Origin of the sequence: Polaribacter reichenbachii, from assembly GCF_001975665.1 — a bacterium.
GTDB classification, from domain to species: Bacteria; Bacteroidota; Bacteroidia; order Flavobacteriales; family Flavobacteriaceae; genus Polaribacter; species Polaribacter reichenbachii.
In genome coordinates this window covers 3,783,106-3,809,959 of record NZ_CP019419.1, presented here as the reverse complement: position 1 = coordinate 3,809,959, position 26,854 = coordinate 3,783,106, and the positions used below count along the sequence as shown (strand labels likewise).

Here is a 26,854-nt window from a genome sequence, read left to right as displayed (position 1 = left end):
TATGAAAGTTCGATTTTTGTTGATTGTTATTTGTGTTAGTTTAACTTCCTGTTGGGCAGAACCAGAAACTGTTTTGGTTTCTCCTGATGAAAAAATATTCCTGGAATTTTCTCTGGATAAAAATGGTAAACCTTTTTATGAAGTTGTTTTTAAACAAGATACAATCATTAAAAAATCGTCATTAGGTTTTGATTTTCAAGATTCAAAATCATTTTCTAATGATTTTATGGTTGTAAATTCATCAACAACAACATTTAATGAAACTTGGGAAATGCCTTGGGGAGAGCAATTAAATGTAGAAAATCATTACAATGAAGTTAGCATTGCTTTGCAAGAAAAGACAGATTTAAAACGAAAGTTGAATATTGTTTTTCGAGTTTATAATGATGGAGTTGGTTTTCGATATGAATTTCCTGAACAAGATAATTTAAAAGAAGTTTTAATATCCGAAGAAAACACTGAATTTAATTTAACAGAAGATTACAAAACCTTTTGGATTCCTGGTGATTGGGATATTTATGAACACTTGTATAGTACAACAAAATTATCGAAAATAGATGCCACTGTTAAAAGAAATCACCCTAGTTTAGGGCAAACTTATATACCAGAAAATGCGGTAAATACGCCTGTAACTTTGGTTGGTGAAAATGGAATTCATTTAAGTTTTCACGAAGCTGCTTTGGTAGATTATGCTGGTATGACTTTAAAGGTTGATACAGAAATACTAAGCTTTAAAAGTAGTTTAGTCGGTTCTAAAAACACAGACTATAAAGTAAAAAGAACTTTGCCTTTTAAAACTCCTTGGAGAACGATTCAAATTACCGATAATGCTCCAGATTTAATTGCATCTAAGTTGATCCTAAACTTGAATGAACCCAATAAATTAGGTGATGTTTCTTGGTTTACACCAATGAAATATACTGGTGTTTGGTGGGAAATGCATTTGGGTAAATCTTCTTGGGATTATGGAATGGAAATGGTTGATGGAAAATGGACAGATACAGGAAAAGCGCACGGAAAACACGGAGCTACTACAGAAAATGTTAAACGATTTATCGATTTTTCAGCAAAAAATAATATTGGTGGTGTTTTAGTTGAAGGTTGGAATACTGGTTGGGAACGTTGGATTGGTTTTGAAGATAGAGAAGGTGTTTTCGATTTTGTAACTCCTTATCCAGATTACAATTTAGAAGAAGTTACAGCGTATGCAAAAGAAAAAGGTGTAGAAATTATTATGCATCACGAAACTTCTGCTGCTACAGAAACTTACGAAAAACAACAAGATACAGCTTATGCTTTAATGCAGAAATACGGAATGCACGCAGTAAAATCTGGTTATGTGGGTAAAATTTTACCAAAAGGTGAGTTTCATCATGGACAGTATATGGTAAATCAATATAATAATGCAGCCATAAAAGCAGCTAAATATCAAGTTGCTGTAAACGCACACGAACCTATTAAAGCCACAGGTTTACGAAGAACATATCCGAATATCATTTCTAGAGAAGGTTTACGAGGACAAGAGTTTAATGCTTGGTCTCCAGATGGAGGAAATCCTCCAGAACATTTGTCTATTGTAGCATTTACAAGAATGTTAGCAGGTCCAATAGATTTTACACCAGGAATATTTAATATAAAGTTTAATGAGTTTAAAAAAGACAATCAGGTAAATACAACTTTGGCGCATCAATTGGCTTTGTATGTAGTTATTTACAGTCCTATACAAATGGCTGCAGATTTGGTAGAGCATTATGAAGCAAATCCAAAACCTTTGGAATTTATTAAAGATGTAGGTGTAGATTGGTCTGAAACCAAAGTTTTAAATGGCGAAGTTGGTGATTATGTTACCATTGCTAGGAAAGAAGGTAAAACTGACAATTGGTTTTTGGGAAGTATTACTGATGAAAATGCCAGAGATATAGAAATTGATTTTAGTTTTTTGGATGATAATTTTACTTATGAAGCTAAAGTTTATAAAGATGGAAAATCAGCACATTTTAGCAAGAATCCTTTAGATATTGAATTTGAAACTTTAAGGATAACAAAGAAATCAAAATTAAAAGTACATTTAGCTGAAGGTGGAGGATTGGCTATTAGTATTAAAAAATTATAATATTTTAAATTAGTTCTAAAAAAAAGACCAAGCATTTTACTTGGTCTTTTTTTTGATATAAACACTAATAATTACTCTTTATTAGCAGCTTTAATTTTATTTAGATATTCTTGAAAACGTTTACCATAATCAGATTCTTTAACTCTTGGAGATAATGTATTATTAACTGTATCTAACATTTGTAAACTAGCATCATACATTTCTGTTAATCCTAGATAAGGAGCAACTTCAGAATCTGAATTTGTAATCGCAAAATTAGTAGTGTATAAAACTCTTCTTTTTACCAATCTTTTATAATCAACTTCCAATTGTTTTATTAAATCTTCGTCTTTAGCTCTTTTAGCATCAAAATCTTTTTTAATAAAATCTAAACGTTTGTTTTGAAACTTTTTTCTAACTACATTATATCTATCTAATATTTCCTGGTTTTTAGATCCAGAAATATTTGGGAAAGAACCAAAATTATCAACTTTATCATTAATTGTAATTGTGCCTTTTTCTCCAAAAAATAATATTCTTTTGTCAGTTGTATTTCCATCAAAAGTTAAATAATATAATACTGGTGAATCTACATTATCTGTAAGTTTAAAAGTATCAGCACCTAATAAAGCAATAGAATCTACAGATACTAAAACAGTATCTACCATTTTTTGTAAATACAATTTTCCTTTTTTAAGACCTTTAATTTGTCCTTGCACAATCATATTACCTTCTTTCTTTGATGAACAAGCAAATAAGATGATTGAAAGAGATAAAACAGTTATAAATTTTTTCATTTTAAGTTAAAATTTTGGAGAACAAATATGCTGATTTTTATTTAAACTGTGGCAGATAATTCCATTAAAATGGTACATAAAATTGCCCCAACAGTACCAATGGCATAACCAAAAACGGCTAATAAAACACCAACTGTTGCTAAAGACGGATGAAATGCTTGTGCAACAATAGGAGCAGAGGCTGCACCACCAACATTAGCTTGGCTACCCACTGCTAAAAAGAAATAAGGCGCTTTAATTAATTTGGCAACCAATATTAATAAACCAGCGTGTATAGACATCCAAACTAAACCAATAGCTATTAAACCTACATTATCTAATATCATTAATAAATCCATTTTCATACCAATGGTGGCTACTAAAATGTAAATAAAAACGCTTCCTAATTTACTTGCACCTGCACCTTCGTAATTTTTAGCTTTTGTAAATGATAAAATAATGGCTACCAAAGTAGAAATACTAATTAACCAAAAGAAGCCAGAACCCAAAAAAGAGAAAATATTTCGCCAAGTTTGAGAATCCATTGCAGTTACTAAATCAGTAAAAAAAGCGCTTAAATATTTTGAAGCAAAATGACCAAAACCAACTGTTCCAAAAGCAATGGCTAGCATAATCATAATATCGGTTAAAGACGGATTTCTTTTTACTTTTTGAGAAAATTGAGAAACTTTATTCTTTAAATCTTCAATGGCAGAAGTGTCTGCTTTTAACCATTTATCAATTTTATCTTTTTTACCAATTCCTATTAATAAAATCGCCATCCAAATATTGGCAACAACAATATCAACAAAAACCATTCCTCCATATTTTGCAGGGTTATATTGATATATTTCTAACATTGCTGTTTGGTTAGCTCCACCACCAATCCAACTACCTGCAAGTGTAGATAAACCTCTCCAAACTGCATCAAAATCTGCTCCACCAACAGTTTCTGGAGAAAAAATAGAGATTAATAAAATGGCAATAGGACCACCAATTACAATACCAACAGTACCAGTAAAAAACATAATTAACGCTTTAGAACCTAAGTTAAATATGGCTTTTAAATCAATGCTTAACGTCATTAATACCAAGGCTGCTGGTAGTAAGAAACGACTAGAAACATAGTACAATTCCGAATTGTTTTTTACAACTTCACCCAAAGTATTTTCAGTTTCCCATTCAGGAGCAATTACACCTAAAGTTGTAAAAATGGCAGGAATAAAATACGCCATAAATAAGCCTGGAACTATTTTGTAAAACTTAGGCCAAAAACCAGATTTAAGATTTTCTGTGTAAAAAACAAAACCTAAAGAAATCATTAAAACACCAAAAACAATGGCATCATTAGTAAAAATTGGAGCTGTCATTATTTTTTGCTTTTAATATGATTTGTATTTAAGATTACGCCTAATTGTAATCTTTTTAAAACGTTTGTAGGCGATTTAATTTGAAAATAACCCATTTTAAGTTTTATTCTTGGGTTTAGTTGATGTAAAAGTCCTGCACCTGTCCAGTTTTGAGCAAATCTTTTGCCTCTGTCTAAGTTTAAGAATAATTCGTTAAAAGCGTAAACATTCCAATTTTTAGAAATTGGATAACCTATATTTAAATCATAACGAACCCAAGTTTGTGTAACATCTTCTATTAAATTTTTATGAATAAAACGATGTTCAAAACGAATACGATGTTTCGCGTTAAATTGCCACCATTTCGATTTTAGATTTAAATCTTCATACAATCTCCATTCGTAAAAACCCGGAGAAGGTATATCATATTCAGTGTCTGCTGTTGCGTAACTAAGTCCTAATGTTATATTTGTTTTTGGATTAAATGTGTAGTTTGCACCTAATCTGTAAATTTCTTGTTGAAACTCACTTGCTAGCTCATAATAACGAAAATGAGCCATTGTTTTAATGGCGTATTTTTCTGATAATTTATGAGAACCATTGTACATATACCAAGTTCCTAGTTTATTTTCGGCAGAATTTTGGGTTTGCGCCTTAAACGAAATAATACACAAACCCATAATTAATAATATTTTATTCATAAATTTTTTAGTTCGCAGAATAAATTTTAGTTTCTTTAAAAGGTGATATTTTAATGTTTTCTACAGATTTTTTATAAGCAACCCAGTCATTGTTAAAAAAGGTATTTGTTTCTGCAACTGCTTTTTTAAATTCTTCTATAAACTGATTCATTAAAACAGTTTCTGTAGCTGTTTGCTCTCCAAAACGAGAACGAATATATCTACTTGCTTGTCCAAAACGTTGGTTTACGGTAATTTCTGGATTTCTTGTAATACCCTGTCTTTTATCAACTGTACCTAAATACATTGCAGTTAAACTATCAATCTTTTTAATAATTTCTGTCGATGATTTAATTTCTGCTTTATATTTCTTTTTATCACTTTTAGACAAATCAGATTTTATAGTAGTTGCTGTTTTTTTGCTTTCTACTAATTGAGTTACAATACCTGTAATTTTTTCTTGATATTTTTCAAGTTTTTTACTCGCATCATATTTTTGATTGATAGCTGTTTCAGAAATTTCTAATCTAGGGTCGAATTCTACTTTTATGTTTTGCTCAGAAACAGTATCACCAAAAGTCATTTTTAATTTATAAGTACCTGGTTTTACAGAAACTCCACCTGGTTCTCTTGTAGATTTTCTAATTCTTCTAGAAGCTCTATCAACACCTTTTTCTCTTAAATACCAAGTTGTTTTATGAACACCATTTTCTTTAGGAGCTTTAAATTTTAACGTTCTAATTTGTCTTGCACCATCAAAAATTTCTAATTTAATAGAATCGTATTTAACTGCAGATTTATCTTTCTTTTTATCTTTTGCTGCTTTTTTATCAACCTTTGGTTTGTTAATAAAATAAGAGATAATTGCACCACCTTTTCTGTTTTCTCCTTGATATAATGCATCTGCTCCAAATCTACTTCCTGTTGGTTGTTGGGTTGCTGCTTGATATGCTGTTGGTGGTTTAAATAATTCTAGTTTTTTAGAAGTAATGTTTTCTGAAGCCATTTTTCTTAAAGGTCTAATATCATCTAAAACCCAAGCAGCTCTACCAAAAGTACCAATAACTAAATCATTTTCTCTTGGGTGAATTACTAAATCTTTTACAGGTACAGTTGGGAAACCCTCTGTCCATTTTGTCCATTTATTACCAGCATCAATAGAAATATATAAACCATCATCTGTCCCTAAAAATAATAAGTTTGCATTTTCAGGATCTTCGATAATAGATAAAGTATAACTTTGTACATCGTTTTCATCTACAATACGTTCCCAAGTTTTACCATAGTTTTTGGTTCTGAATGCATAAGGAGTATAGTTAAAACGTCTATAATCATTTGCAATTAAAAGTGCTTCACCTTTGTTTTTGTTTGATGCTTTAATTTGAGTAATCCAACTATTTGCAGGTAAATCTTTAATGTTCTTGGCAACATTTGTCCAAGATTCTCCACCATTTTGAGTGATATGAACTTGACCATCATCTGTAGCAGCCCATAAAACACCTTTTTCTAAAACTGTTGGTTCTATTACTAAAACTGTACAGTGATTTTCTGCACCAGTTGCATCCATAGTTAAACCACCACTTTCAGATTGTTTTAATTTTTCTGGATTGTTAGTTGATAAATCTGGAGAAATAACTGACCAAGTTAAGCCTTTGTCTGTTGATTTGTGTACAAATTGACTACCAAAATATAAAGTAGAATTATCAAAAGGATCTATGTTAATTGCAGAGTTCCAATTGAAACGTAATTTTACATTTGGATCTTTATGTGTTGGTTTTACACCATAATTATTACCTGTTAAATAATCGAATCTAGAAACAGAACCTTGCTGACTCATTGTCCATCCATATCTAGAATCGTCTTTATCTGGCACCACATCAAAACCATCACCAAAAGAAATTTCTTGCCAGTAAGAGTTTCTAATTCCTTGTGCTTTCCAAACATAAGCAGGTCCTCTCCAAGAACCATTGTCTTGCATACCTCCATAAACATTGTATGGGAATTCATTATCAACATTAATATGATAAAACTGAGCAACAGGAATGTTACCTATAAAACGCCAAGTTTTACCACCATCTTTGGTAATATTTAATCCACCATCATTACCATCAATCATAAATTTACCATTACTTGGATGAATCCACCAAGCATGATGATCTGGATGAATACCATTATCTACACCATAAGCTGGCATTAATTGTTTAAAGTTTTTACCACCATCTTGCGATACGTTTACATATGTAAATACAGAAAAAACTCTATTTTCGTTTTGTGGATCTACGTAAATTTCTGAATAATAAAAAGGTCTGTTTCCAATACCTGGTTTATCGTTAATTTTTTTCCAGCTAAAACCACCATCTTCACTTTTATAAAGGGCATTTTTTTTCGCTTCTACTAAAGCGTAAATTACATCAGGATTACTATGAGCTATTGCAACACCAATTCTTCCTAGATCTCCTTTAGGGAAACCTTCTTTATCTGTAATTTTTTTCCAGTTATTTCCACCATCGTGAGTAATGTATAAACCACTTCCTTTACCACCAGAATTAAAAAACCAAGGATCACGTTTGTGCTCCCACATTGCAGCGATTAATTTATTAGGGTTTTTAGGATCTATAATTAAATCTGCTGCACCTGTTTTATTGTTGTTAAATAAAATTTGTTTCCAAGTTTTACCACCATCTGTAGTTTTGTATACACCACGTTCTTTATGCTCTCCCCAAGGAGAACCAATTGCAGCAGCATAAACAATATCTGGATTTGTAGGGTGAATAATAACTCTATGAATATGTCTAGTTTTTTCTAAACCCATAGCTGTCCAGGTTTTACCTGCATCTAAAGATTTATAAATACCAAAACCACCATTTAAACTGTTTCTTGGGTTACCTTCTCCTGTACCTGCCCAAATAACACTTGGGTTAGATTGTTGAATGGCAATTGCACCAATTGAAGCTGTTAATTCTTTTTCGAAAATTGGCTCCCATTTAATACCACCAGAAGTAGATTTCCAGATACCACCAGAAGCTGTACCTACATACATAATTTCTGGGTTAGACTCTACAACATCGATTGTTGTAACACGACCAGACATTCCTCCTGGACCAATGTTTCTGGGTTTCATGTTTTTTACTAAATCCATAGAAAACTCTTGCGAAAAGAGTAGGGAAGTAGCGCATAAAAAAAGTAAGGTTAGTAGTTTTTTCATTGTGTAAGAATTATTGAATTTGAATTTAGCCAACAATATACAAAATAGAAAACGCTCAATAAAAATTGAGCGTTTTTTTAACAATATAATATGAGTAATTATTCTTCCTTTTTTTTAGGTTCTCTTTTAGCTTCTTTTAAAGCTTGCATTAACATCCATTCTATTTGTCCGTTTGTAGAACGAAATTCATCTGCAGCCCATTTTTCAATAGCTTTTATCATATCTTCATTAACTCGCAATGCGAAAGCTTTCTTTTTTGCCATTTTATTTTTTTACAAATTCAACAATTGTTTGGATTAGTTGTTTTGAAATATTAAAATCTGGATTGGTATACGATGCTAAATTATCTTCGTCTTTTTGAATATCTTTTAATATATGATTCATATTTTTTATGATTACAAATTCAGCATCTGGTTTAGCTGTTTTTAAATTTTCTGCATCATTAATTAAAACCTGTAAATCTTTATCACCATTTAAAATTAAGGTTGGTATTTTTACTTTTTTTATTTCTTCAGTTGGATCTAATTCGATCCATGAAGCCCAAAAAGGCTGATTTTGTTTCGCAAAAATAGACATCAAAAAAGGATTAACATCTTTAATCTGGCCAGTTTCTTTTAACTCTTTAAAATGTGCTGTGGCAACTTTAGCAAAATCGGGATTTTGAGCAGTTAATTGTCTTATTAAAGTTTTATCAATAGTTTCTCCAGCACCAGCAATCGAAATGTATTTATCAACACTTTCTGAAGCTAACATTGCTATTAAAGAACCTTGACTATGACCAACCAAAATAATTTCTGTAAAACGTGCATCATTTTTAAAATGATTTACGATTTCTTTTACATCATTTACAAAATCATTAAAATAAACGCCATCTTGTTTTATAAAACTAATGTTTTTAGGATTCGCTGTTCTTTTATCAAAACTAAAAAATGCAATATTTTCTTGATTTACAGCCTCTCTAAATTGCTGAATGTATTTTGGCTGATTACCATTTCTGTCTACACCTCCAGAACCGTGCACCCAAATAATTAAAGGTGTTTTTTCTTCAGAATACGTTAAAGTTCCAGGTAATTCAATTGCTTGGTTTTTAATCAGAATTTCATCCGAATTAATTTGAGCTAATGAAACTGTGATGTTTAAAATTGAAATAATAAGGTAACTCAGTAAACGTATCATAGTATTTCTATTTTTGATGAATATGTGGCTAAAACTCTTTTAGCTTCACTTTCTTTATTGGTACCAATTAACAATTTCTTGCCTGTTTTTAGTTCTAGTTGAATGCCTACATCTCCAGAAACATTTATAGCTTTGCCTTTTGCACTAGACCAACCCCCTTTTAATCCCCAACCACCATAATCGCTAATAGGACTGTAATTTCTTACATAAGCTTTAGAAATATCTTGCCAAGCAATTAATTTTAACTTTAAATGAAAAGGAAAAAATTGGTAGTAAATTCCTTTTTCATCAATTCTAGTTGTTAACTTAAAAGTGAAAATTAAAAGCGCGGTTAGTAAAATAACAACTATAAATATTATTAATTTATTTAAAGATAAAGAAGATTCTGGTTTATTGTATTCTTGAAAAAGAATACCAATAGGAACAATTAAGCTAACTGCCAATAAAACAATTAACCATAATTGAGTAAAACGTTGTTCTTCTTTAAAAACCTTCATTACTAACGATTTTTATCTCTTTCTAAAACTATTCTAGCTGTGTTTTCTGCGAGATGTTTTAAAACCCAACCTTCTCTTGCATATTGATTTAGAGTGTCCTCAAGTTTTTGATTGTTTTTTGATAAGCCCATTTTCCAGTTAACAACTTTATATTCTTTCACGATTTCGTCTTTTTATTTTTATTAGAATCATATATAACCCCAAAAATCAACCCTAAACTAATTCCTATTGCAATGTTATTTAGTGCGGTTCCTAATGCCACACCAATTGCTATTCCTATAGCAATTCCTGTTCCTTTATTTTGTTTTTTTTGTTTCTTTTTCTCCATGTTTTAATGACTTAAAGTACCTGCGTTTACTACAGGTGATGCTTCTTTATCACCACATAAAATAACTAATAAATTACTAACCATTGCAGCTTTACGCTCCTCATCTAATTCTACAATTTCTTTTTTGTTTAATTCTTCTAAAGCCATTTCTACCATTTCTACAGCACCTTGTACAATTTTATGTCTTGCTGCAACAATAGCAGTAGCTTGTTGTCTTTTTAACATTGCAGAAGCAATTTCTTGAGCATAAGCCAAGTAACCAATTCTTGCTTCTAAAACTTCGATTCCAGCTATTGATAAACGCTCTTCTAATTCTTTTTCTAAAGCCTCAGAAACTTCGTTTACGCTAGAACGTAAAGTAATGTCTTCATCATGGCCTTCATCAGCAAAATTGTCATAAGGATACATACTTGCCAATTTACGTACAGCTGCATCTGTTTGTACACGCACAAAATTTTCGTAATTATCTACATCAAAAGCAGCTTTATAAGTGTCTGTAACTCTCCATACCAAAATTGTAGAAATCATTACAGGATTACCCAATTTGTCGTTTACTTTTAAACGTTCACTATCAAAATTACTAGCTCTTAAAGAAATTGTTTTTTTTCTGAATAAAGGATTGGCCCAATACAAACCATTTTCTTTAATAGTACCTACATATTTACCAAAAAGTAAAATAACTTTAGAAGTGTTTGGATTTACAAGGATAAAGCCGAAGAAACCAATAAAACCTACAATTGAAGCCAGAATAAAAATAGGAGTTTTAAAAATTGACATTGCAATTCCGCCGAAAAACAATGATAATACAATAAACAACATTAGGTAGCCATTGGCTAATTTGATAATTTTTTCTGCTTTCATATTGAGTAAATTTATAGTGATATTAAAATGATATCACGAAGATATGATTTATTTTTTTGATTTTCCAAAACTTCTGATAAATATTTTTATACTTTTGTGATATATTAAATTTAATTCAGAAAAATGAATATCAAATTATTATTGTTAATCCCTTTCTTTTTTTTAACAAATTCTACTACAGAAGAAACTGTTTTTTGGGGTAAAAACGGGCATAGAGTTACTGGTAAAATTGCCGAAAACCATTTGACAAATAGAGCCAAAAAGAAAATTGATAAATTATTAAAAGGGCAGAGTTTAGCTTTTGTATCTACGTTTGCAGATGAAATAAAATCTGATAGAGCTTATAGAAAATATTCGCCTTGGCATTATGTAAATATGGATTTAGATCAGACTTATGAAGAAGCTGAAAAAAATCCGCAGGGAGATTTAGTAACAGGTATAGATACTTGTATTAAGGTTTTAAAGGATGAAAATAGCAGCGAAGAAGACAAAGTTTTTCATTTAAAAATGTTGGTTCATTTTATTGGAGATTTACATCAACCTTTACATATTGGTAGAAAAGAGGATAAAGGAGGTAATGATGTCCAAGTACAATGGTTTGGAAAAGGAACAAATTTACATAGTGTTTGGGACAGTAAAATGATTGATGACTATGGAATGAGTTATTCTGATTTAGCTGATAATGCTAAAGATTTATCAAAAAAGCAAATAGATTTAATAAAACAAGGTTCTATTATAGATTGGGTAAATGAAGTACACAAAATTTCTGTTGAGGTTTATAAATCTGCAAAAATAGGAGAAAACTTACGTTACAGATATAATTATGATCATTTTGGAACTGTAAGAACTCAGTTACAAAAAGGTGGTATTCGTTTGGCTAAAGTATTGAATGATATTTTTGATTAATTAATTTATCAAAATAAAAGTAAAAAGGTCGTCTATAAAATATATAGACGACCTTTTTTTGTAATTCAATTACTGTTATTCTGTAACGATTATTTTTTTGATGGCTTTTTGTTTTCCATTGCTAATTTCAACAAAATATACGCCAGACTCTAAAGAAGAAACATCAATTTTATTTGTTTGGTTATCAGAAGATAATTTTGCTTCTAGAATTTTTTGACCTAATAAAGAATAAATATTTACAGCATTAAAATCAGTTGCAGTTCTTTTGATAAATAATACCTTATTGTTTACAGGATTTGGATAAACATTTAGACCTTCTATTGCAGAAAAATCATTTACGCTAAGTGCTGTAGATTCTCCATAAAACTCAATTTCTGTAATGGCTGTCCAAGCACTTTCTCTACTATCACCATCAGCATTAAATCTACCAAAACCAATTAGTTTTACATAAAGCGCATCTTCATCTACTTCATATTGATTAAAATCTGTTGTATTCGTTGCAGAAAATAATAAATCTCCAGTAGTTGGTAATATTCTTGTAAAATCTGCTGCATCAGTACCAGTAGTAGAAACCCAAATTTGTACTCCAAAAGCATCAGATTTACTTGTTGTGTTAAAACGGATTAAGTCTAAGTCATATTCATCACCTAAATCATAAATTACATATTCTCCATCACCTTTAAAGTCACCAGAAATAATTGATCCATCATCTGCTGTCCATTCTGTGTCTAGATCTTTATCTAAAGAGTGGATTGCTAATTCTGGTGGAGATTTAGAGTCGTTTTGTTTAGAAAAAGAATGTACGGTAACTTTATCAGTATCTAATCCTGTACCAGTATTTATTAATGTAAATAAAGATGTTAAATCTGCACCTTCTTGTGTTATAGTTAGCGTTTTAATAATATCATCTCCACCAGCAACTTGTGTAAATGTAACTGTACCTGTTCTGCTATCAGCACTTTCGTTTTTGGTAACAGTTAATGAAACTGTTGCATCACCTGTGCTAGAGTCAACATTAATAGTAATCCAATCATTATTAGAAACAGCTGTCCATCCTACATTAGCAGTTACAGTAATATCATAACTACCAGCTTCTGAAGATAAAGGAGATAAACCACTAACGTTAATAGATTCGCTAATTTCAATTACGCAATTACCATCTATAATACTTGCTCCTGTATAATCTGTAAAACAAGCTCCAATTCCATAACCAACCATAGCATCAGTTATTGGGGTATTAGATCCTAAATCTGCACCTTTGTTAGCAACACCTGTTCCTGTAAAAGTAAAAATTTCACCATCTGCAGTTGCAGTTATTCCAGATTCTTCAGAAAAACCAGTATTTGTGGCTCCTAAAGTTGAACCGGTAAATACATTACCAGTATAGGTTAAAGCTGTACCTAGATTATTGTAAGCAGTTTCTGTATCACCAGAAATTACAGGTGTTAGATTTGCATTTGAATCTTGGAAATAAATTAAATTATCAGAAATTACACCTGTAGGATCTGTAGAACCTTTATCGGTATTATAAAATAAAGGAGCGTTTGTATTTACAATAGTGTTTCTAGAAACTGTAATGTTTTCTGTTTGTTGATATCCATTTGAAACGTCATCAGAAGTACAAGCAACATCAGCGTCTTCACTACCACCAATAAATGTAATTCCATTATTCCATTTAGCATTACTTAAAACAGTAATACAATCTTGAATATAATTGTTAGTAATTGAATGACCACTATCAGTAATTCTAATTCCGCCTGTACCATCTACATTTTCACCAATAAAAAAGTTACCCTCTACAGTAGCATTAGAGCCATGTCTTAAAACTAAAGAACCTCTAGATCTTCTAAAAGTGTTGTTTAAATAAGAGTTTCCTTTACTTTTATTGGTAATAATTTCATTTTCACCATCTGCTTGTACAAAATAGTTGTTACTAACTGTTACGTTACTATTTACCATTTGATATGAACTTGTACCAATACGAATAGTTTCACTATCACCAGAATTCGATAAAGCATCACCATTTGCTTTTGTTCCGTATTTTTCTGTTAATTTTTCGAAATTGTAGAAATAATTTTTCGAAATTGTATGACCAACTTCTGCACAACTATTGTTAGCACCATCATCTCCGTCAGGAAAAGCATTGTAAGAATATTCTCCTAAAACAATAGCACCAGCAGTAACTTTATTCATAAAAGAACAGTTTATAACTGTGTTATATGTACCATATAAAACTATCCATCTGTGTTTGGTAATTTGTTCATCTGCCAAATCTTCAGCTAATTCACTTGCTTCAACACCTAAACCATCTATTACACAATTTTGAATTGTGCTATGATGAGCAAAATCTTGTCCGTTTCTAAATTCTATAAAGTTACTGGCTCCATAACCACCTTTCCAATGGAAACCATCTACAACTAAATATTCACCTGTTGCAACTTTTACATTGTTTTCACTTTCACCACCTACTGTTAATCTTGGTCCTCCAGTAAAAATAACACCACCAGGAGTTTCTGCTCTAAAAGTAACAGGATTTTCTTTAGTACCTGACCCTAAAAAAATCATACGTTCGTCTGTTGTGTAAGTACCATTTTTTAGAATAATAACATCCCCAGGACTGTAAATTACGTTTCTTAAATCTTCTGGATCGTCGATATTGTAGGTGGTTTGAGAATAGGAAGAAAAAGCAGAAAAGAAGAATATTGCCATTGTTAGATGTTCAAAAAATTTGCTTTTGAAATAGTTTTTTTTCATAATTTAATGTTTTTAGTTAATTGGTTTACCAAATTGGTTTACCAAAAGTATGGAATTAATATTCTGTAAACAAGAATTTTAAAAAGATATCATCTTATAGAAATGTTAATAATGAGTTAATTTTAACTTACCATTTAATTTAATATGTATTTTTATAATATGATAAAAAAAGCATTACTGTTCGTTACTTTACTATTTGTAGTTACTTCTTGTAAAAAAGAAGTTGCTAAACCGGTTTCTGATGATCTTTCTGCTGAAGAAACAAAACAAATTACATCTGTAAAAACATACAATTACAATCAACTAAAACCTTTATTAGAAAAAAAGGATGATAAAGTTTATGTAATTAATTTTTGGGCAACTTGGTGTGCACCTTGTGTAAAAGAATTGCCTTATTTTGAGAAAATAAATAAAGAATATGCAGACAAAAATGTTGAGGTTATTTTGGTGAGTTTAGATTTTCCGAAACAAGTTGAGAAAAAATTGATTCCTTTTATCAGTAAAAGAAATTTACAATCTGAAGTGGTATATTTAAATGATGTAAATGAAGATGTTTGGATTAAAGCAATTGATGAAAGTTGGAGTGGGGCAATACCAGCAACAATTATCTACAATAAAAATAAAAGAGAATTTTACGAACAATCTTTTGATTATATCACTTTAGAAAACGAATTAAAAACATTTTTAAATTAATAAATTATGAAAACAATAAAGAACATTTTATTACTTGCAGTTGTTGTAATTACTGCAACAGCTTTTACTTTAAAATCAGATTCTGGCTATCAAATAGGAGATAAAATAGAAGATTTTAAACTCAAAAATGTGGATGGTGATTTTTTATCATTATCAGATTATGATGATGCAAAAGGTTACATTATTATATTTACCTGTAATACTTGTCCTTATTCAGTAGCAAATGAAGACAGAATTATTGCTTTAAATGATAAGTATGAAGATGAAGGTTATCCTGTAATTGCTATAAACCCAAATAATCCCGAAGCTGTTGCTGATGAAAGTTTCGAGAAAATGAAAGTAAGATCTGAAGAAAAGAATTTTAATTTTCCTTATTTGTTAGATGAAGGCCAGAAAGTTTATCCAAAATTTGGAGCTACTAAAACTCCACATGTTTTTATAGTAACCAAAAATGATATGAAGGTAAAATATATAGGTGCAATTGATAATAGCTCTAGAAACCCAGATGCTGTTACAGAAAAGTATGTAGAAGATGCTGTTGATGCTTTATTGGCTGGTAAAACAGTAGAAAAAACAGAAACTAGAGCAATTGGTTGTTCTATTAAAGTTTAATTATAATATTTTAATATTATAAATGAAAATCCCTAGAATTTAATTCTAGGGATTTTTTTATGTATTCTTGCTATAAAATATATTACTTTTAGACTACTATTTGTTTTGCCATTCGCCAAAATAAATCAATAGCTTCAGTTTTTTTTGGAATATTATTTGAGGAAAAATCAATGCTTTTAACAAAATTATCTTTTGCTGATTTTTTAGCTCTAAAATCGTGATAAGCCATACTCCAATTTGGGTACATTCTTTCGTTGATATTTTCTTCTATTATTAAAGTAACATTAGAATGTCTTTCGTCTTTTTTAATAGTTTCAAATAGTTCGTTTACATTTTCTTTTTCACCTTCTAAAAGCTGTAGAAAAATGTAATTATGATAAAGTAAACAGCCTGTAATTTCTAGAGCAGCATTGTTTTTACGAGAAGACTCTAAAATTTCTGTAATAACTTTATCTGAAACAATTACATTAGTTATAGAATAATATACTAATTGACTTAACATAATTTAATTCTTGAAAATAGACAAAAACTGAAATTAAATTTTAACTTTTATAAAAATTACCTCTATAAATTTTTTCGTATAAATTAATATATATATTCTTAATTATTTCTCTTTTCATTTTCATTGTTGGTGTTAAATGACCACCATCAATAGACCATTCTTCAGGCGTGAGTTCAAAACGCTTTATTTGCTCCCATTTTCCAAAGTTTTTGTTGCATTTATCAACTTCTTTTTGAATACGTTTTATAACAATATCAGAACTTATAATTTCTTGATTAGTTAAACCTATATCTAAATGTTTATGTTTTATCCAATCTCTCATAAACTCAAAATTCGGTTGAATAATAGCGGCTGGCATTTTTTCTCCTTCTCCAATTACCATTACTTGTTCTATAAAAAGAGATTGTTTTAATTCACCTTCTAATAAAGGCGGAACAACATATTTACCACCAGAGGTTTTAAACATTTCTTTTGTTCTACCAGTAATTTTTAAGAAACCATCTTGATCAAATTCCCCTTTATCACCAGTACAGAAATATTCTCCCTTCATAACAGTTGCCGTTTTTTCATCATCTTTGTAATAACCCAACATTACATTCGGACCTTTTACTAAGATTTCTCCATTATCGGCAATTTTAACTTCTACACCTTCAATAACTTTACCAACAGTTCCTACTCTAAAATTTCTATCTTTTTGATCGTTTACTGCAATTACTGGGGATGTTTCTGTTAAACCATAACCTTCCATAATTGGCATTCCTGCAGCAGCAAAAACTCTTGTTAATCTTGGTTGTAGAGCTGCACTACCAGAAACCATTATTTTTAACTCGCCACCTAAAGCTGCTTGCCATTTAGAAAAAATTAGTTTGCGAGCTAAAGCCAATTGTTTTTCGTACCACCAACCATTGGCGCCATTAGGTTCATATTTTAAACCTAAATTAACGGCCCAGAAAAATAAACTTTTCTTTATACCAGATAAATCTTCTCCTTTAAGAATAATTTTGTCGTAGATTTTTTCATAAAGTCGAGGTACAGCAGTCATTACATGCGGTTTTATTTCTTGCGCATTTTCTGATAATTTTTCTATAGATTCTGCAAAATAAATATCTACACCACAATATTGATATAAATATAATATCATACGTTCAAAAATATGACAAACAGGTAAAAAGCTTAATCCTACAGAATTACCATAATCTAAAGGAACTCTTTTTTCCGAAGATAAAACGTTAGTAACAATGTTTTTATGAGAAAGCATAACGCCCTTTGGTTTACCTGTTGTACCAGAAGTGTAAATTAATGTTGCTAAATCATCGGTTTTTACATTGTTTTTTCTTGCTTCAACTTCATCTTGATTGTCGGTTTCTTGACCTAATTCTAAGATTTCATTCCAATTGTTTTCGCCTTTTATATCTTTAAAAGTATAAACACCTTTGAGTTTAGTTTTTCCTTTAATTTTATTTAGTTTCTCTAAAATGTCTACATCAGAAACAAAACAATAAGTGGATTCTGAATGGCTTAATACATATTCGTAATCTTCTTTAGAAATTGTAGGGTAAATTGGTACTGTTTGCGCGCCAGTTTGTAAAATGCCAATGTCGCAAATATTCCATTCAGTTCTATTTTCTGTAGAAATAATTGCAATTTTATCATTAGGTTGTATACCTAATTTAAGTAGTCCTCTACTTAATTGGTTCGATTTATCTATATATTCTTGTGTAGAAATTGATTCCCAATTTCCATTGTATTTTGTAGAAAATGCTTTTTTAAGATTGTATTTTTCTAATTGATAATAAGGAAAATCAAATAACCTTGTAATTTCTGTTGGCATAGAGTCTATTTTGTAGTATTGCAAAATACTAAAATAACTTGAATTTACAAATACTAATTAATACACATATTATTTTATGAAATATATATTTTTTGACACTTAATATTATATTTTCCTTTAAATTATTGTTTTTGAGATATTTTTAAGTCTTTAAATTTTAGTGTAAAAGTTAATTTTTTAAAACGATAAAATATAAACTTTAGAGCATAAAAAAGGTTGACATATAGTCAACCTTATCGATTTGTTTATTTATAAGCTTTAATTATTAATAAGTAAATATTTATTAAAATCTTTACCATTTATTTTGGTGTATTTAGAGTCGATATCATAACCAACTTTCATTTTAGAAATATCGAAATCTCCAGAAACTTGCATGTATTTAATATTTAAATCTTCTTCGAAATTGGTATTAAAAAAAGAAACTCCGTTATTAAATTTAGTGTATTTAAAAACTGCAGAATCTTCGAAAACTGAGTTGGCAAAGCTTACTTTTCTAATAAATTTAGCATATTTAAACGTAGAAATTTCAGAGAATTTAGTGCTTTCGAAACTTACATCTTTATCAAATTTAGCATATTTAAAAGTGCTGTTATCCTCAAAAAAAGAGCCAGAAAAATCTGATTCACTTTCAAAACGAGAGTATTTAAACATGGCTTTTCTTTCAAAATTACAGTTCTTAAAAATGGCAATATCTTCGAAACTTGCAGTAAAAGTGTAGCCAGAATCTTCATCTGGTATGTAAGCTAAAACATCATCTTTAAAAGTACAATTGATAAAAGAAATACTTACTTCGATTATTTTTTTTATTTCGTTAGATGAGTTACCATTTCCCCACCAACTACTTTTTCTTTTTGATGGTAGTTTTTCCATAGCTTCATCCATATAAGTTAGATCTAAAGTACCAACAATGGTTGCATTTTGATAAGATATAGATTTACCATTTTTTATGTCTTTTAAAATATCTGATGCTTCAATTGTTTTTTGTGCAAAAAAGCTAATTGATAAAAAAAGAACAGCTAATAAAGTAATTTTATGTTTCATATGTAAAAGTTTATGTTTTTTCTTTAAAGACCAAACAAAAACTAATTTGTGACAGTTTTTTAATCTTAAATTGATTTTAAGATTAAAATTAGGTTAAATAATTTAGGCTTTAGAAATAAGAATTAACATTCTTAGAGACTTTATATAGCACTAATCTAAAGTAAGAGTGGCATTAAAAAAATATTTTTGAATGCCTCTTATTAAGTATTTTATTGTGCTTTAGATTGTTATTAATTACCCTAAATATTTGCCTTTAATGTAAAAACTGTTTCAAATTTTTGAAACAGTTTTTTATTCTTTTATAGTTTTTTAATCTCTACTACTGCTTTTTTCTCTGAACGTACCTGCAAAAAGTAAACCTCCTATAATTCCCATTAAAATAAAGGCAACTTCTTCAAATATATTTCCAGAACCAGCAATTGGTGAATTTAGAAAAGTATTACTAATTCCCATAAAAGACTTACTACCAGGTACAAGAATAATAATACCCTGAATTAAATAGACCGTTTTCGGTGTCTTAGAGATTTTACCAAATAAAACACTAGCGCCAACAACAGTTAATGTACCTATAAAAGTGCTGATTAATATTCCAAAACCAGATAGCAAAACAATAATAGAAAAAGAAATTGCACCGGTTAATGCGCCAAAAAACATATCTTTTTTTCTTACTTGTAATACTGGGAATAATGTAATGGATAAAACAGGAATTCCAAGAAAACTAATCCATTTTGGTATTTCTGCGATATTGTGTGCTAGATCAACATCCATTAAAGATTTCATTAAACCTAAACCTAGTAGCACCCCAAAAAATTGTTTAAATAATAGAATTATTGCATCAAAAAGTTTTGCAGAGCCAGAAACCAAATTTTTAGATGTTATTTCTTCTAAAGCAATTGTAATTCCTAAGCCTGGTACAAAAATAATGATGGAGGCTAAAATGGTTAATACCACATTAAATTCTGGAAACACTTGTTTAATAAGACAGCAGATTACAGTAATAAATAAAGCGCTTAAAGGTTCAAAAACATTTTCTATATATTTTGATTTTGATGTAAGAAATACCATTAAATACACCAAAGAACCTGTTAATAATGAAAAACCAAAAGAGGTCCAATTTGTACCAATAATTAAACCAAATCCGCCAGCAGCAAATGCATACGCCAAAATTGAATATAAGTGATTTACTCTTTTTGTTTTTTGATGAATTATGCTTAATTCTTTGCTAATTTCATTGCTGTCTACTTCAGAATTAATTACTTTTTTACTTAATTCAGCAACTCTAGAAAATGCACCTAAATTTAAAGAACCTGGAGGTACACATTCTATATAATTATACGATTCATCATCATCATAAAAAGCATAATTAATCCAAGTAGGAAAGTCCATAAAACTAGCATTAATTCCTTTATTGCTAGCAACTTCTGTTAAATAAGATTGAATTTTATATGAAGGAATTCCGTAAGTATGAAGCGCTTTTCCTAATTCAATAATAAATCGATATTTTTCTGGAATTTTCATTTGCAATAATAGTATAATTTGTTTACTAGCTATTAAAGCCAAAAAAAGGGCTCTAAAAAGCCCTTTTATATATAGTATTTTAGGGCGAAAATTATTTCGTCAACCAATTTTTTGCATTAATAAATGCTTCTAACCAAGGCGTAACTTCATCTTTTCTATTTGCTGGGTAATTGGCCCAATTCCATTGAAAAGTAGAACGCTCAATATGAGGCATTGTTACTAAATGTCTACCAGTTTTATCACATAGCATTGCTGTGTTAAAATCAGAACCATTTGGGTTATTTGGATAACCTTCATAACCGTATTTTGCCACAATATTATAGTTTTCTTTGGCTTCTGGTAAACTGAATTTTCCTTCACCATGAGAAATCCAAACACCTAATTCTGTTCCGGCTAAAGAAGATAACATTACAGAGTTATTTTCTTGAATTTTTACGGATGTAAAAGAACTTTCGTGCTTTTGAGAATCGTTATGAACCATTTTTCCATGCACTTTGTGTTCAGGATTAATTAGGTCTAATTCCATCCAAAGCTGACAACCATTACAAATACCAACAGATAAAGTATCTTCTCTTTTAAAGAAGTTTTTTAGCGCAGTATTAGCTTTTTCATTGTATTTAAATGCTCCTGCCCAACCTTTTGCAGAACCTAAAACATCAGAATTAGAGAAACCACCAACTGCACCAATAAATTGAATATCTTCTAGAGTTTCACGACCAGAAATTAAATCGGTCATATGCACATCTTTTACATCAAAACCAGCTAAATACATGGCATTTGCCATTTCACGTTCTGAGTTAGAACCTTTTTCTCTGATGATTGCAGCTTTTGGCTTCTCGACTGCGCTCGAAGTGACAGGTAATTTTCCTGTAAAATTGGCTGGAAATTTATAAGTTAAAGGCTGATTTTTATAATTATCAAATCTGTCTTGTGCTAAATTATTAGCAGTTTGTTTTTGATCTAATAAGAAAGAAGTTTTGTACCAAACATCTCTTAGTTCAGTAACATCAAAAGAGAAATTATCTTCATTGTTTTGGATGTTTACCTGTCCTGAATTATTTGCAGTACCAATCGTAAAAAACTCGATATTATTTTCTGATAAAATTGTTTCTACAGAAGCATCAGCTTGAAAAACAATTCCTGAGTTTTCTGAGAATAAAACTTTAATTGAATCTTCATTGTTTAAAGAAGAAATATCAAAATCAGCTCCTAAATTAACGTCAGCAAAACACATTTCTAAAAGAGTTGTAATTAAACCTCCAGAAGCAACATCGTGTCCTGCAGTAATTTTATCACCCTTAATTAATTCTTGAATGGTGTTAAAAGTATTCTTTACAAAAGCAGTATTTGTAACATCAGGAGCTTCATTTCCAATCGCATTTAATGCTTGATTGAAAGAACTTCCTCCTAATTTAAAATCATCTTGAGAAATATTAATATAATAAATATTACCTCCATCAATTTGTAAAACAGGTTCTACAACTTTACTGATTTCATTACAATTAGCAGCAGCAGAAATTATCACCGTTCCTGGAGAAATTACATCTCCATCAGGATATTTTTGTTTCATTGACAAGGAATCTTTTCCTGTAGGAACATTAATTCCTAAATCAATAGAAAATTGGGATACTGCTTTAACAGCTTTGTATAAACGAGCATCTTCACCTTCGTTTTTACAAGGCCACATCCAGTTTGCTGATAACGAAATTGAATCTAAATTATCTTTTAAAGGTGCCCAAATAATGTTAGTTAAACTCTCAGCAATTGCATTTCTACTCCCTGCTTCTGGGTTGATTAACGCAGCGATAGGAGCGTGCCCAATTGAAGTAGCAATACCTTCTTTTCCATTATAATCTAAAGCCATAACCCCTACATTGTTTAATGGAAGTTGTAAAGGCCCAACACATTGTTGTTTGGCAACTTTACCACCTACACATCTATCAACTTTATTAGTTAACCAATCTTTACAAGCTACAGCTTCTAACTGTAAAACTTGCTCTAAATAGATTTTTAAATTCTTCGTTTTATAACGTGGATTTTTATATTTTCTGATGACAGTTTTGTCTGTCATTATTGTTTTTGGTGATGAACCAAACATATCTTCTAAAGCTAAATCCATTGGTTTTTCACCAGTAGTTTTAGATTCAAAAGTAAATCTGTCATTACCTGTAACTTCACCAACATCATAGATTGGAGAACGTTCTCTATCTGCAATTTTGTGTAAAGTTTCTAAATGTTTATCAGCAATCACTAATCCCATTCTTTCTTGAGATTCGTTACCAATAATTTCTTTTGCTGATAGAGTAGGGTCACCAACTGGTAATTTATCTAAATCGATTTTACCACCAGTATCTTCAACCAATTCTGATAAACAATTTAAATGTCCACCTGCGCCATGATCGTGAATAGAAACAATAAAATTTTCTTTACTTTCTACCATTCCACGAACTGCATTAGCAGCACGTTTTTGCATTTCTGGATTCGAACGTTGTACTGCATTTAATTCAATTCCTGATGCAAATTCACCAGTATCTGCCGATGAAACTGCAGCACCACCCATACCAATTCTATAATTCTCTCCACCAAGAATTACAATTTTATCGCCTTCTTTTGGAGTATCTTTTAAAGCTTGTTCTGCTTTTCCATAACCAATTCCACCAGCTTGCATAATCACTTTATCAAAACCCAATTTTCTTGCAGCAGCATCACTCGAAGCAGCATTTTCTTCGTGCTCAAATGTTAAAACAGAACCAACAATTAAAGGTTGACCGAATTTGTTACCAAAATCGGATGCCCCATTAGAAGCTTTTATTAAAATATCCATAGGAGTTTGGTATAACCAATCTCTTGCTTCAAATTTTTGTTCCCATGGTCTTTTTTCTTCTAAGCGAGAATAAGAAGTCATATAAACTGCTGTACCTGCTAAAGGTAAAGAACCTTTCCCACCTGCAAGTCTATCTCTAATTTCTCCTCCAGAACCAGTTGCAGCTCCATTAAATGGTTCTACAGTTGTTGGGAAATTATGTGTTTCTGCTTTTAAAGAAATTACAGATTCAAATTCTTGAGTTTGATAAAAGTCGGGTTTATCTGCTGTTTTAGGCGCAAACTGTTCCACTTTTGGTCCTTTTATAAAAGCAACATTGTCTTTGTATGCAGAAATAATATCGTTAGGATTTTGTTTCGAAGTTTCTTTTATCAACTTAAATAATGAAGTTGGCATTTCTTCTCCATCAATTACAAAAGTTCCGTTAAATATTTTATGACGACAATGTTCTGAGTTTACTTGGCTAAAACCAAAAACTTCAGAGTCTGTTAATTTTCTGCCTATTTTGGTGGCAACACTTTCTAAATAGGCAACTTCTTCATCACTTAAAGATAAACCTTCTTTAGTGTTGTATGCAGCAATATCATCGATTTCTAAAATTGCTTCTGGTTGAATATCAATAGAAAATGAATCTTGATTTAAGCTTTTAAATTTCTCAGAAATCATTGGATCAAAATCAGAAAAATCTTCTGAAACAGCAGTGAATTCTTCAATTCTAATAATGTCAGAAATACCCATATTTTGAGTGATTTCTACAGCATTTGTACTCCAAGGAGTTATCATTGCTGCTCTTGGTCCAACAAAAAAAGCATCTATTGATGCTTCATCTATTTTAGGCTGATTGGCAAAAAGCCATACCAATTTAGAAATGTTTTCTGAAGATAATTCTTTTGTAGTTTGAACAGCGAATACTTTGCTGCTTTTGTTTCCAAAGAAATGAATCATTTTTAAGTAGTGTTTGCGTGTTGTTGTAAAAATGCAAATTTACTTTTTTTCAAATTAAAACATAAGATTAAATGAATAGTTATTCACTTATTTATAAACCAAAAAAAGACCGCCGAAGCGGTCTTTTTATAAAATATGATATTCGAATTAATTTTTTATCAATTTTTTTGTGATAGATTGGTTATCAGAATCTATTTTTATTAAATAAACACCTTTAGTAAGGTTAGAAATGTCAATATTATTTTTATTGGTGTTTAAAGTATCAGATTTTACTAGTTTTCCTAAAGTATTATAAATTTTAATCTCAACTTGTTTTGTAATGTTGAAATACAATTTATCTGCATTGTTTGGGTTTGGATACATTTTAAAAGTATCAAAAGTAGAAGAAGTAGTATTTGCTGTTGCATCATAGTAAACTCCGATTCCATCTACAGTATCTTTTGCATATTCATCCCATTCATTAATTGTGTATGTAGTATTAGGATTTGTAACAGTCATTTTTCTTCTTAAAGTTATGTCTTTTCCAAAATTAGAAGTACCATCTATGTCTCCAATAATATCAATTAACACATCATTTTTAAATAAACCAACTCTATCATCACCATTAAATGTCATAGGAGTAGAATTTGCTACACCTAAATCACTTTCATTAATTAAGGTTTGATTTGTTGTAGAACTGTTTGTAATAACAAAAACATCATCGGCATCAATAGAATAACCACTTAGATATAAAGAAGTTTCCCAAGTACCTTTAGATTGTCTGGCTACAGAATATGCAGATAAATCGACAGTATTACCAGTAAGATTGGCAATTTCTATAGCTTTTCTATAATTACCACCTTCTACATATTCTGAGAAAAATAGCTCATTTGCAAGTGCAGCACCATCTGTTGTTGTTGCATTTATTGCAGAAGAATTAGGAGATTTATTATCAGCGGAATCTTTTGCTAAAACAGTAACGCTATAGGTTGTAGATAATGATAAATTGTTAACAGTGTAACTAGTTGTTGAGGTAGATCCGTTAAGAGAGCTATCAATATAAATATCATAACCAACAACTGCAGTATCATCTGTAGAAGCACTCCAATTTACTTTAAAAGAAGTCCCAGAAACATTCGTAATTGTAATGTTTGTAGGTACTGTTGGTGACGTAGTATCGGTTGTAGTAGTTCCGTTAATTGCTGTAGATTGTGCAGATTTATTACTTGCCAAATCTTTTGCTAATACAGATATTGCATAAGTTGTATTAGGTGTTAAACCTGTAATAGTATAATTAACATCAGAAGTTTGCCCTTCTAAAGTTCCGTCTACATAAACTTCATATTTAGATACCGATTCATTATCTGTAGAAGCAATCCAAGAAACATCGATAGAAGAAGTTGTAATATTACTTAAAGCAACATTTGTTGGTACAGTTGGTGCTTCGTCATCCGAAGTAATGTAAATTCCCCAAGAATCTATAGCATTTTCTCCACCCCAAATTCTTGTTGCTAAATAAGCATTGTCTATAAATGGATTTCTGTTTCCTTGTGCGTAAGTAGCGTTAGAATCGTGATAGGTATTTCTTTGTCTTTCAAAATCAGAAACAGGATCTTCTACATTCCATTCTAAAAACAAATCAATCATATCGTCACCAGCATTTGCGTTATTACCAATACCAACTCCATTTGGTAAACATTGATCTCCATAACGAATGTACATGTACATCATCATTCTTGCAACATCTCCTTTCCATTCATCTCCTGGATACCAACCACCAGAAACGCTACCAGAATCTCCTGAACCATCAGCAAATTTTAAATTACCTCTTTGGCTGTTATAACTAACATCCGAAGGTCTTAAATGATGCGCATCTGCACCGGGACCTGTAGAACCAAGATTTGGGTCTCCTAAAGATTTAGCGTAGGTATGTTCTCTGTTCCAATCTCCTTGATCACCGCTATTATCATTTACGCCTCTTCTTCTTGCGGTTTCACCAGATGTAGTATCTGAAAAGCCATAAATTAATAATACTTCGCTACTATTCTCTGGATTTAAATCAGTGATTTTTAAAGCTTCCCAAACTCCAGGAGTATAGCTTAAAAAATTAATATGAGCGTTAATTGTTTTAGTAGCTAATTCTTGTTTTAAATCTAATCCTTCTTTTGTTAAATCTACACCATTATAATATTGTTGCTGAGCATAGCTGATGATTGAGACTAAAAAAAGGGATAAAAAAAGTAGATTTTTTTTCATAATTATAAAAATTAAAAAAACGACTCATT

The 26,854-nt window shown here is 30.4% G+C and carries 21 protein-coding genes; 4 read left to right on the top strand and 17 right to left on the bottom strand.

Going from position 1 to position 26,854, the window contains the following annotated elements; all coding sequences use genetic code 11:
* Window position 1: 1 nt before the first annotated feature.
* Entirely contained in the window at window positions 2–2,113 is a 2,112-nt protein-coding gene (locus BW723_RS16290) for a glycoside hydrolase family 97 protein (RefSeq protein ID WP_068364169.1), read from the top strand.
* A 71-nt stretch (window positions 2,114–2,184) separates the two neighbouring features.
* Here the strand turns inward: BW723_RS16290 and BW723_RS16285 are convergent, their stop codons facing one another.
* From BW723_RS16285 to BW723_RS16245, 10 genes are all read right to left on the bottom strand, one after another.
* On the bottom strand, window positions 2,185–2,889 hold the full coding sequence (locus BW723_RS16285; protein WP_068364172.1) for a DUF4369 domain-containing protein: 705 nt from the start codon (window positions 2,887–2,889) through the stop codon (window positions 2,185–2,187).
* Window positions 2,890–2,930: 41 nt separating this feature from the next.
* Window positions 2,931–4,238, bottom strand: coding sequence for a DUF819 family protein (locus BW723_RS16280; RefSeq protein WP_068364175.1), 1,308 nt, complete (start codon window positions 4,236–4,238; stop codon window positions 2,931–2,933).
* Window positions 4,238–4,918 carry a DUF2490 domain-containing protein gene (locus BW723_RS16275; RefSeq protein ID WP_068364178.1) on the bottom strand — a complete coding sequence of 227 codons (681 nt, stop codon included), beginning with the start codon at window positions 4,916–4,918 and terminating at the stop codon, window positions 4,238–4,240. The genes BW723_RS16280 and BW723_RS16275 overlap by 1 nt, the downstream gene beginning before the upstream one ends.
* Window positions 4,919–4,925: 7 nt before the next feature.
* Entirely contained in the window at window positions 4,926–8,102 is a 3,177-nt protein-coding gene (locus BW723_RS16270; protein ID WP_068364236.1) for a WD40/YVTN/BNR-like repeat-containing protein, read from the bottom strand.
* Between the two features lie 98 nt (window positions 8,103–8,200).
* Window positions 8,201–8,365: a type II toxin-antitoxin system antitoxin gene (locus BW723_RS16265; protein WP_068364181.1), complete on the bottom strand. Its 165-nt coding sequence runs from the start codon at window positions 8,363–8,365 to the stop codon at window positions 8,201–8,203.
* A gap of 1 nt (window position 8,366) precedes the next feature.
* Window positions 8,367–9,278 carry an alpha/beta hydrolase family protein gene (locus BW723_RS16260; protein ID WP_068364184.1) on the bottom strand — a complete coding sequence of 304 codons (912 nt, stop codon included), beginning with the start codon at window positions 9,276–9,278 and terminating at the stop codon, window positions 8,367–8,369.
* On the bottom strand, window positions 9,275–9,775 hold the full coding sequence (locus BW723_RS17900; RefSeq protein WP_175335427.1) for a hypothetical protein: 501 nt from the start codon (window positions 9,773–9,775) through the stop codon (window positions 9,275–9,277). Before BW723_RS17900 ends, BW723_RS16260 begins: the two co-directional genes overlap by 4 nt.
* Before the next feature lie 2 nt (window positions 9,776–9,777).
* Window positions 9,778–9,936 (bottom strand): DUF4177 domain-containing protein, encoded by a 159-nt coding sequence (locus BW723_RS16250; RefSeq protein WP_076686431.1) that lies wholly within the window; start codon window positions 9,934–9,936, stop codon window positions 9,778–9,780.
* Window positions 9,933–10,103 carry a glycine zipper domain-containing protein gene (locus BW723_RS17875; protein WP_169835739.1) on the bottom strand — a complete coding sequence of 57 codons (171 nt, stop codon included), beginning with the start codon at window positions 10,101–10,103 and terminating at the stop codon, window positions 9,933–9,935. Before BW723_RS17875 ends, BW723_RS16250 begins: the two co-directional genes overlap by 4 nt.
* 3 nt (window positions 10,104–10,106) lie before the next feature.
* Entirely contained in the window at window positions 10,107–10,964 is an 858-nt protein-coding gene (locus BW723_RS16245; RefSeq protein WP_068364187.1) for an SPFH domain-containing protein, read from the bottom strand.
* A gap of 123 nt (window positions 10,965–11,087) precedes the next feature.
* Between BW723_RS16245 and BW723_RS16240 the strand changes: the two genes are divergently transcribed.
* Complete coding sequence (locus tag BW723_RS16240) at window positions 11,088–11,870, top strand: S1/P1 nuclease (protein ID WP_068364190.1); 783 nt, start codon at window positions 11,088–11,090, stop codon at window positions 11,868–11,870.
* Window positions 11,871–11,945: 75 nt separating this feature from the next.
* On the opposite strand, the gene BW723_RS16235 is transcribed toward BW723_RS16240, so the two are convergent.
* Window positions 11,946–14,579, bottom strand: a complete 2,634-nt coding sequence (locus BW723_RS16235) for a chondroitinase-B domain-containing protein (RefSeq protein ID WP_175335428.1) — start codon at window positions 14,577–14,579, stop codon at window positions 11,946–11,948.
* Window positions 14,580–14,783: 204 nt separating this feature from the next.
* Between BW723_RS16235 and BW723_RS16230 the strand changes: the two genes are divergently transcribed.
* Both BW723_RS16230 and BW723_RS16225 read left to right on the top strand, forming a co-directional pair.
* Window positions 14,784–15,317: a TlpA disulfide reductase family protein gene (locus tag BW723_RS16230; protein ID WP_068364196.1), complete on the top strand. Its 534-nt coding sequence runs from the start codon at window positions 14,784–14,786 to the stop codon at window positions 15,315–15,317.
* A gap of 6 nt (window positions 15,318–15,323) precedes the next feature.
* Window positions 15,324–15,929, top strand: a complete 606-nt coding sequence (locus BW723_RS16225) for a thioredoxin family protein (protein ID WP_068364199.1) — start codon at window positions 15,324–15,326, stop codon at window positions 15,927–15,929.
* A gap of 88 nt (window positions 15,930–16,017) precedes the next feature.
* On the opposite strand, the gene BW723_RS16220 is transcribed toward BW723_RS16225, so the two are convergent.
* From BW723_RS16220 to BW723_RS16195, 6 genes are all read right to left on the bottom strand, one after another.
* Window positions 16,018–16,431, bottom strand: coding sequence for a BLUF domain-containing protein (locus BW723_RS16220; RefSeq protein ID WP_068364203.1), 414 nt, complete (start codon window positions 16,429–16,431; stop codon window positions 16,018–16,020).
* A 40-nt stretch (window positions 16,432–16,471) separates the two neighbouring features.
* On the bottom strand, window positions 16,472–18,262 hold the full coding sequence (locus BW723_RS16215) for an AMP-dependent synthetase/ligase (protein ID WP_068364206.1): 1,791 nt from the start codon (window positions 18,260–18,262) through the stop codon (window positions 16,472–16,474).
* A 258-nt stretch (window positions 18,263–18,520) separates the two neighbouring features.
* The gene (locus tag BW723_RS16210) at window positions 18,521–19,303 is read right to left on the bottom strand and encodes a pentapeptide repeat-containing protein (protein WP_068364209.1); all 783 of its coding nucleotides are present in this window, start codon (window positions 19,301–19,303) and stop codon (window positions 18,521–18,523) included.
* 309 nt (window positions 19,304–19,612) lie between these two features.
* Window positions 19,613–20,821, bottom strand: coding sequence for a threonine/serine exporter family protein (locus tag BW723_RS16205; protein ID WP_139059140.1), 1,209 nt, complete (start codon window positions 20,819–20,821; stop codon window positions 19,613–19,615).
* A gap of 91 nt (window positions 20,822–20,912) precedes the next feature.
* A complete protein-coding gene (purL, locus tag BW723_RS16200) occupies window positions 20,913–24,590 on the bottom strand; it encodes a phosphoribosylformylglycinamidine synthase (RefSeq protein WP_068364214.1) in 3,678 nt (1,225 codons plus the stop codon).
* A gap of 147 nt (window positions 24,591–24,737) precedes the next feature.
* Window positions 24,738–26,825: an endonuclease gene (locus tag BW723_RS16195; protein WP_068364217.1), complete on the bottom strand. Its 2,088-nt coding sequence runs from the start codon at window positions 26,823–26,825 to the stop codon at window positions 24,738–24,740.
* Window positions 26,826–26,854 lie beyond the last annotated feature (29 nt).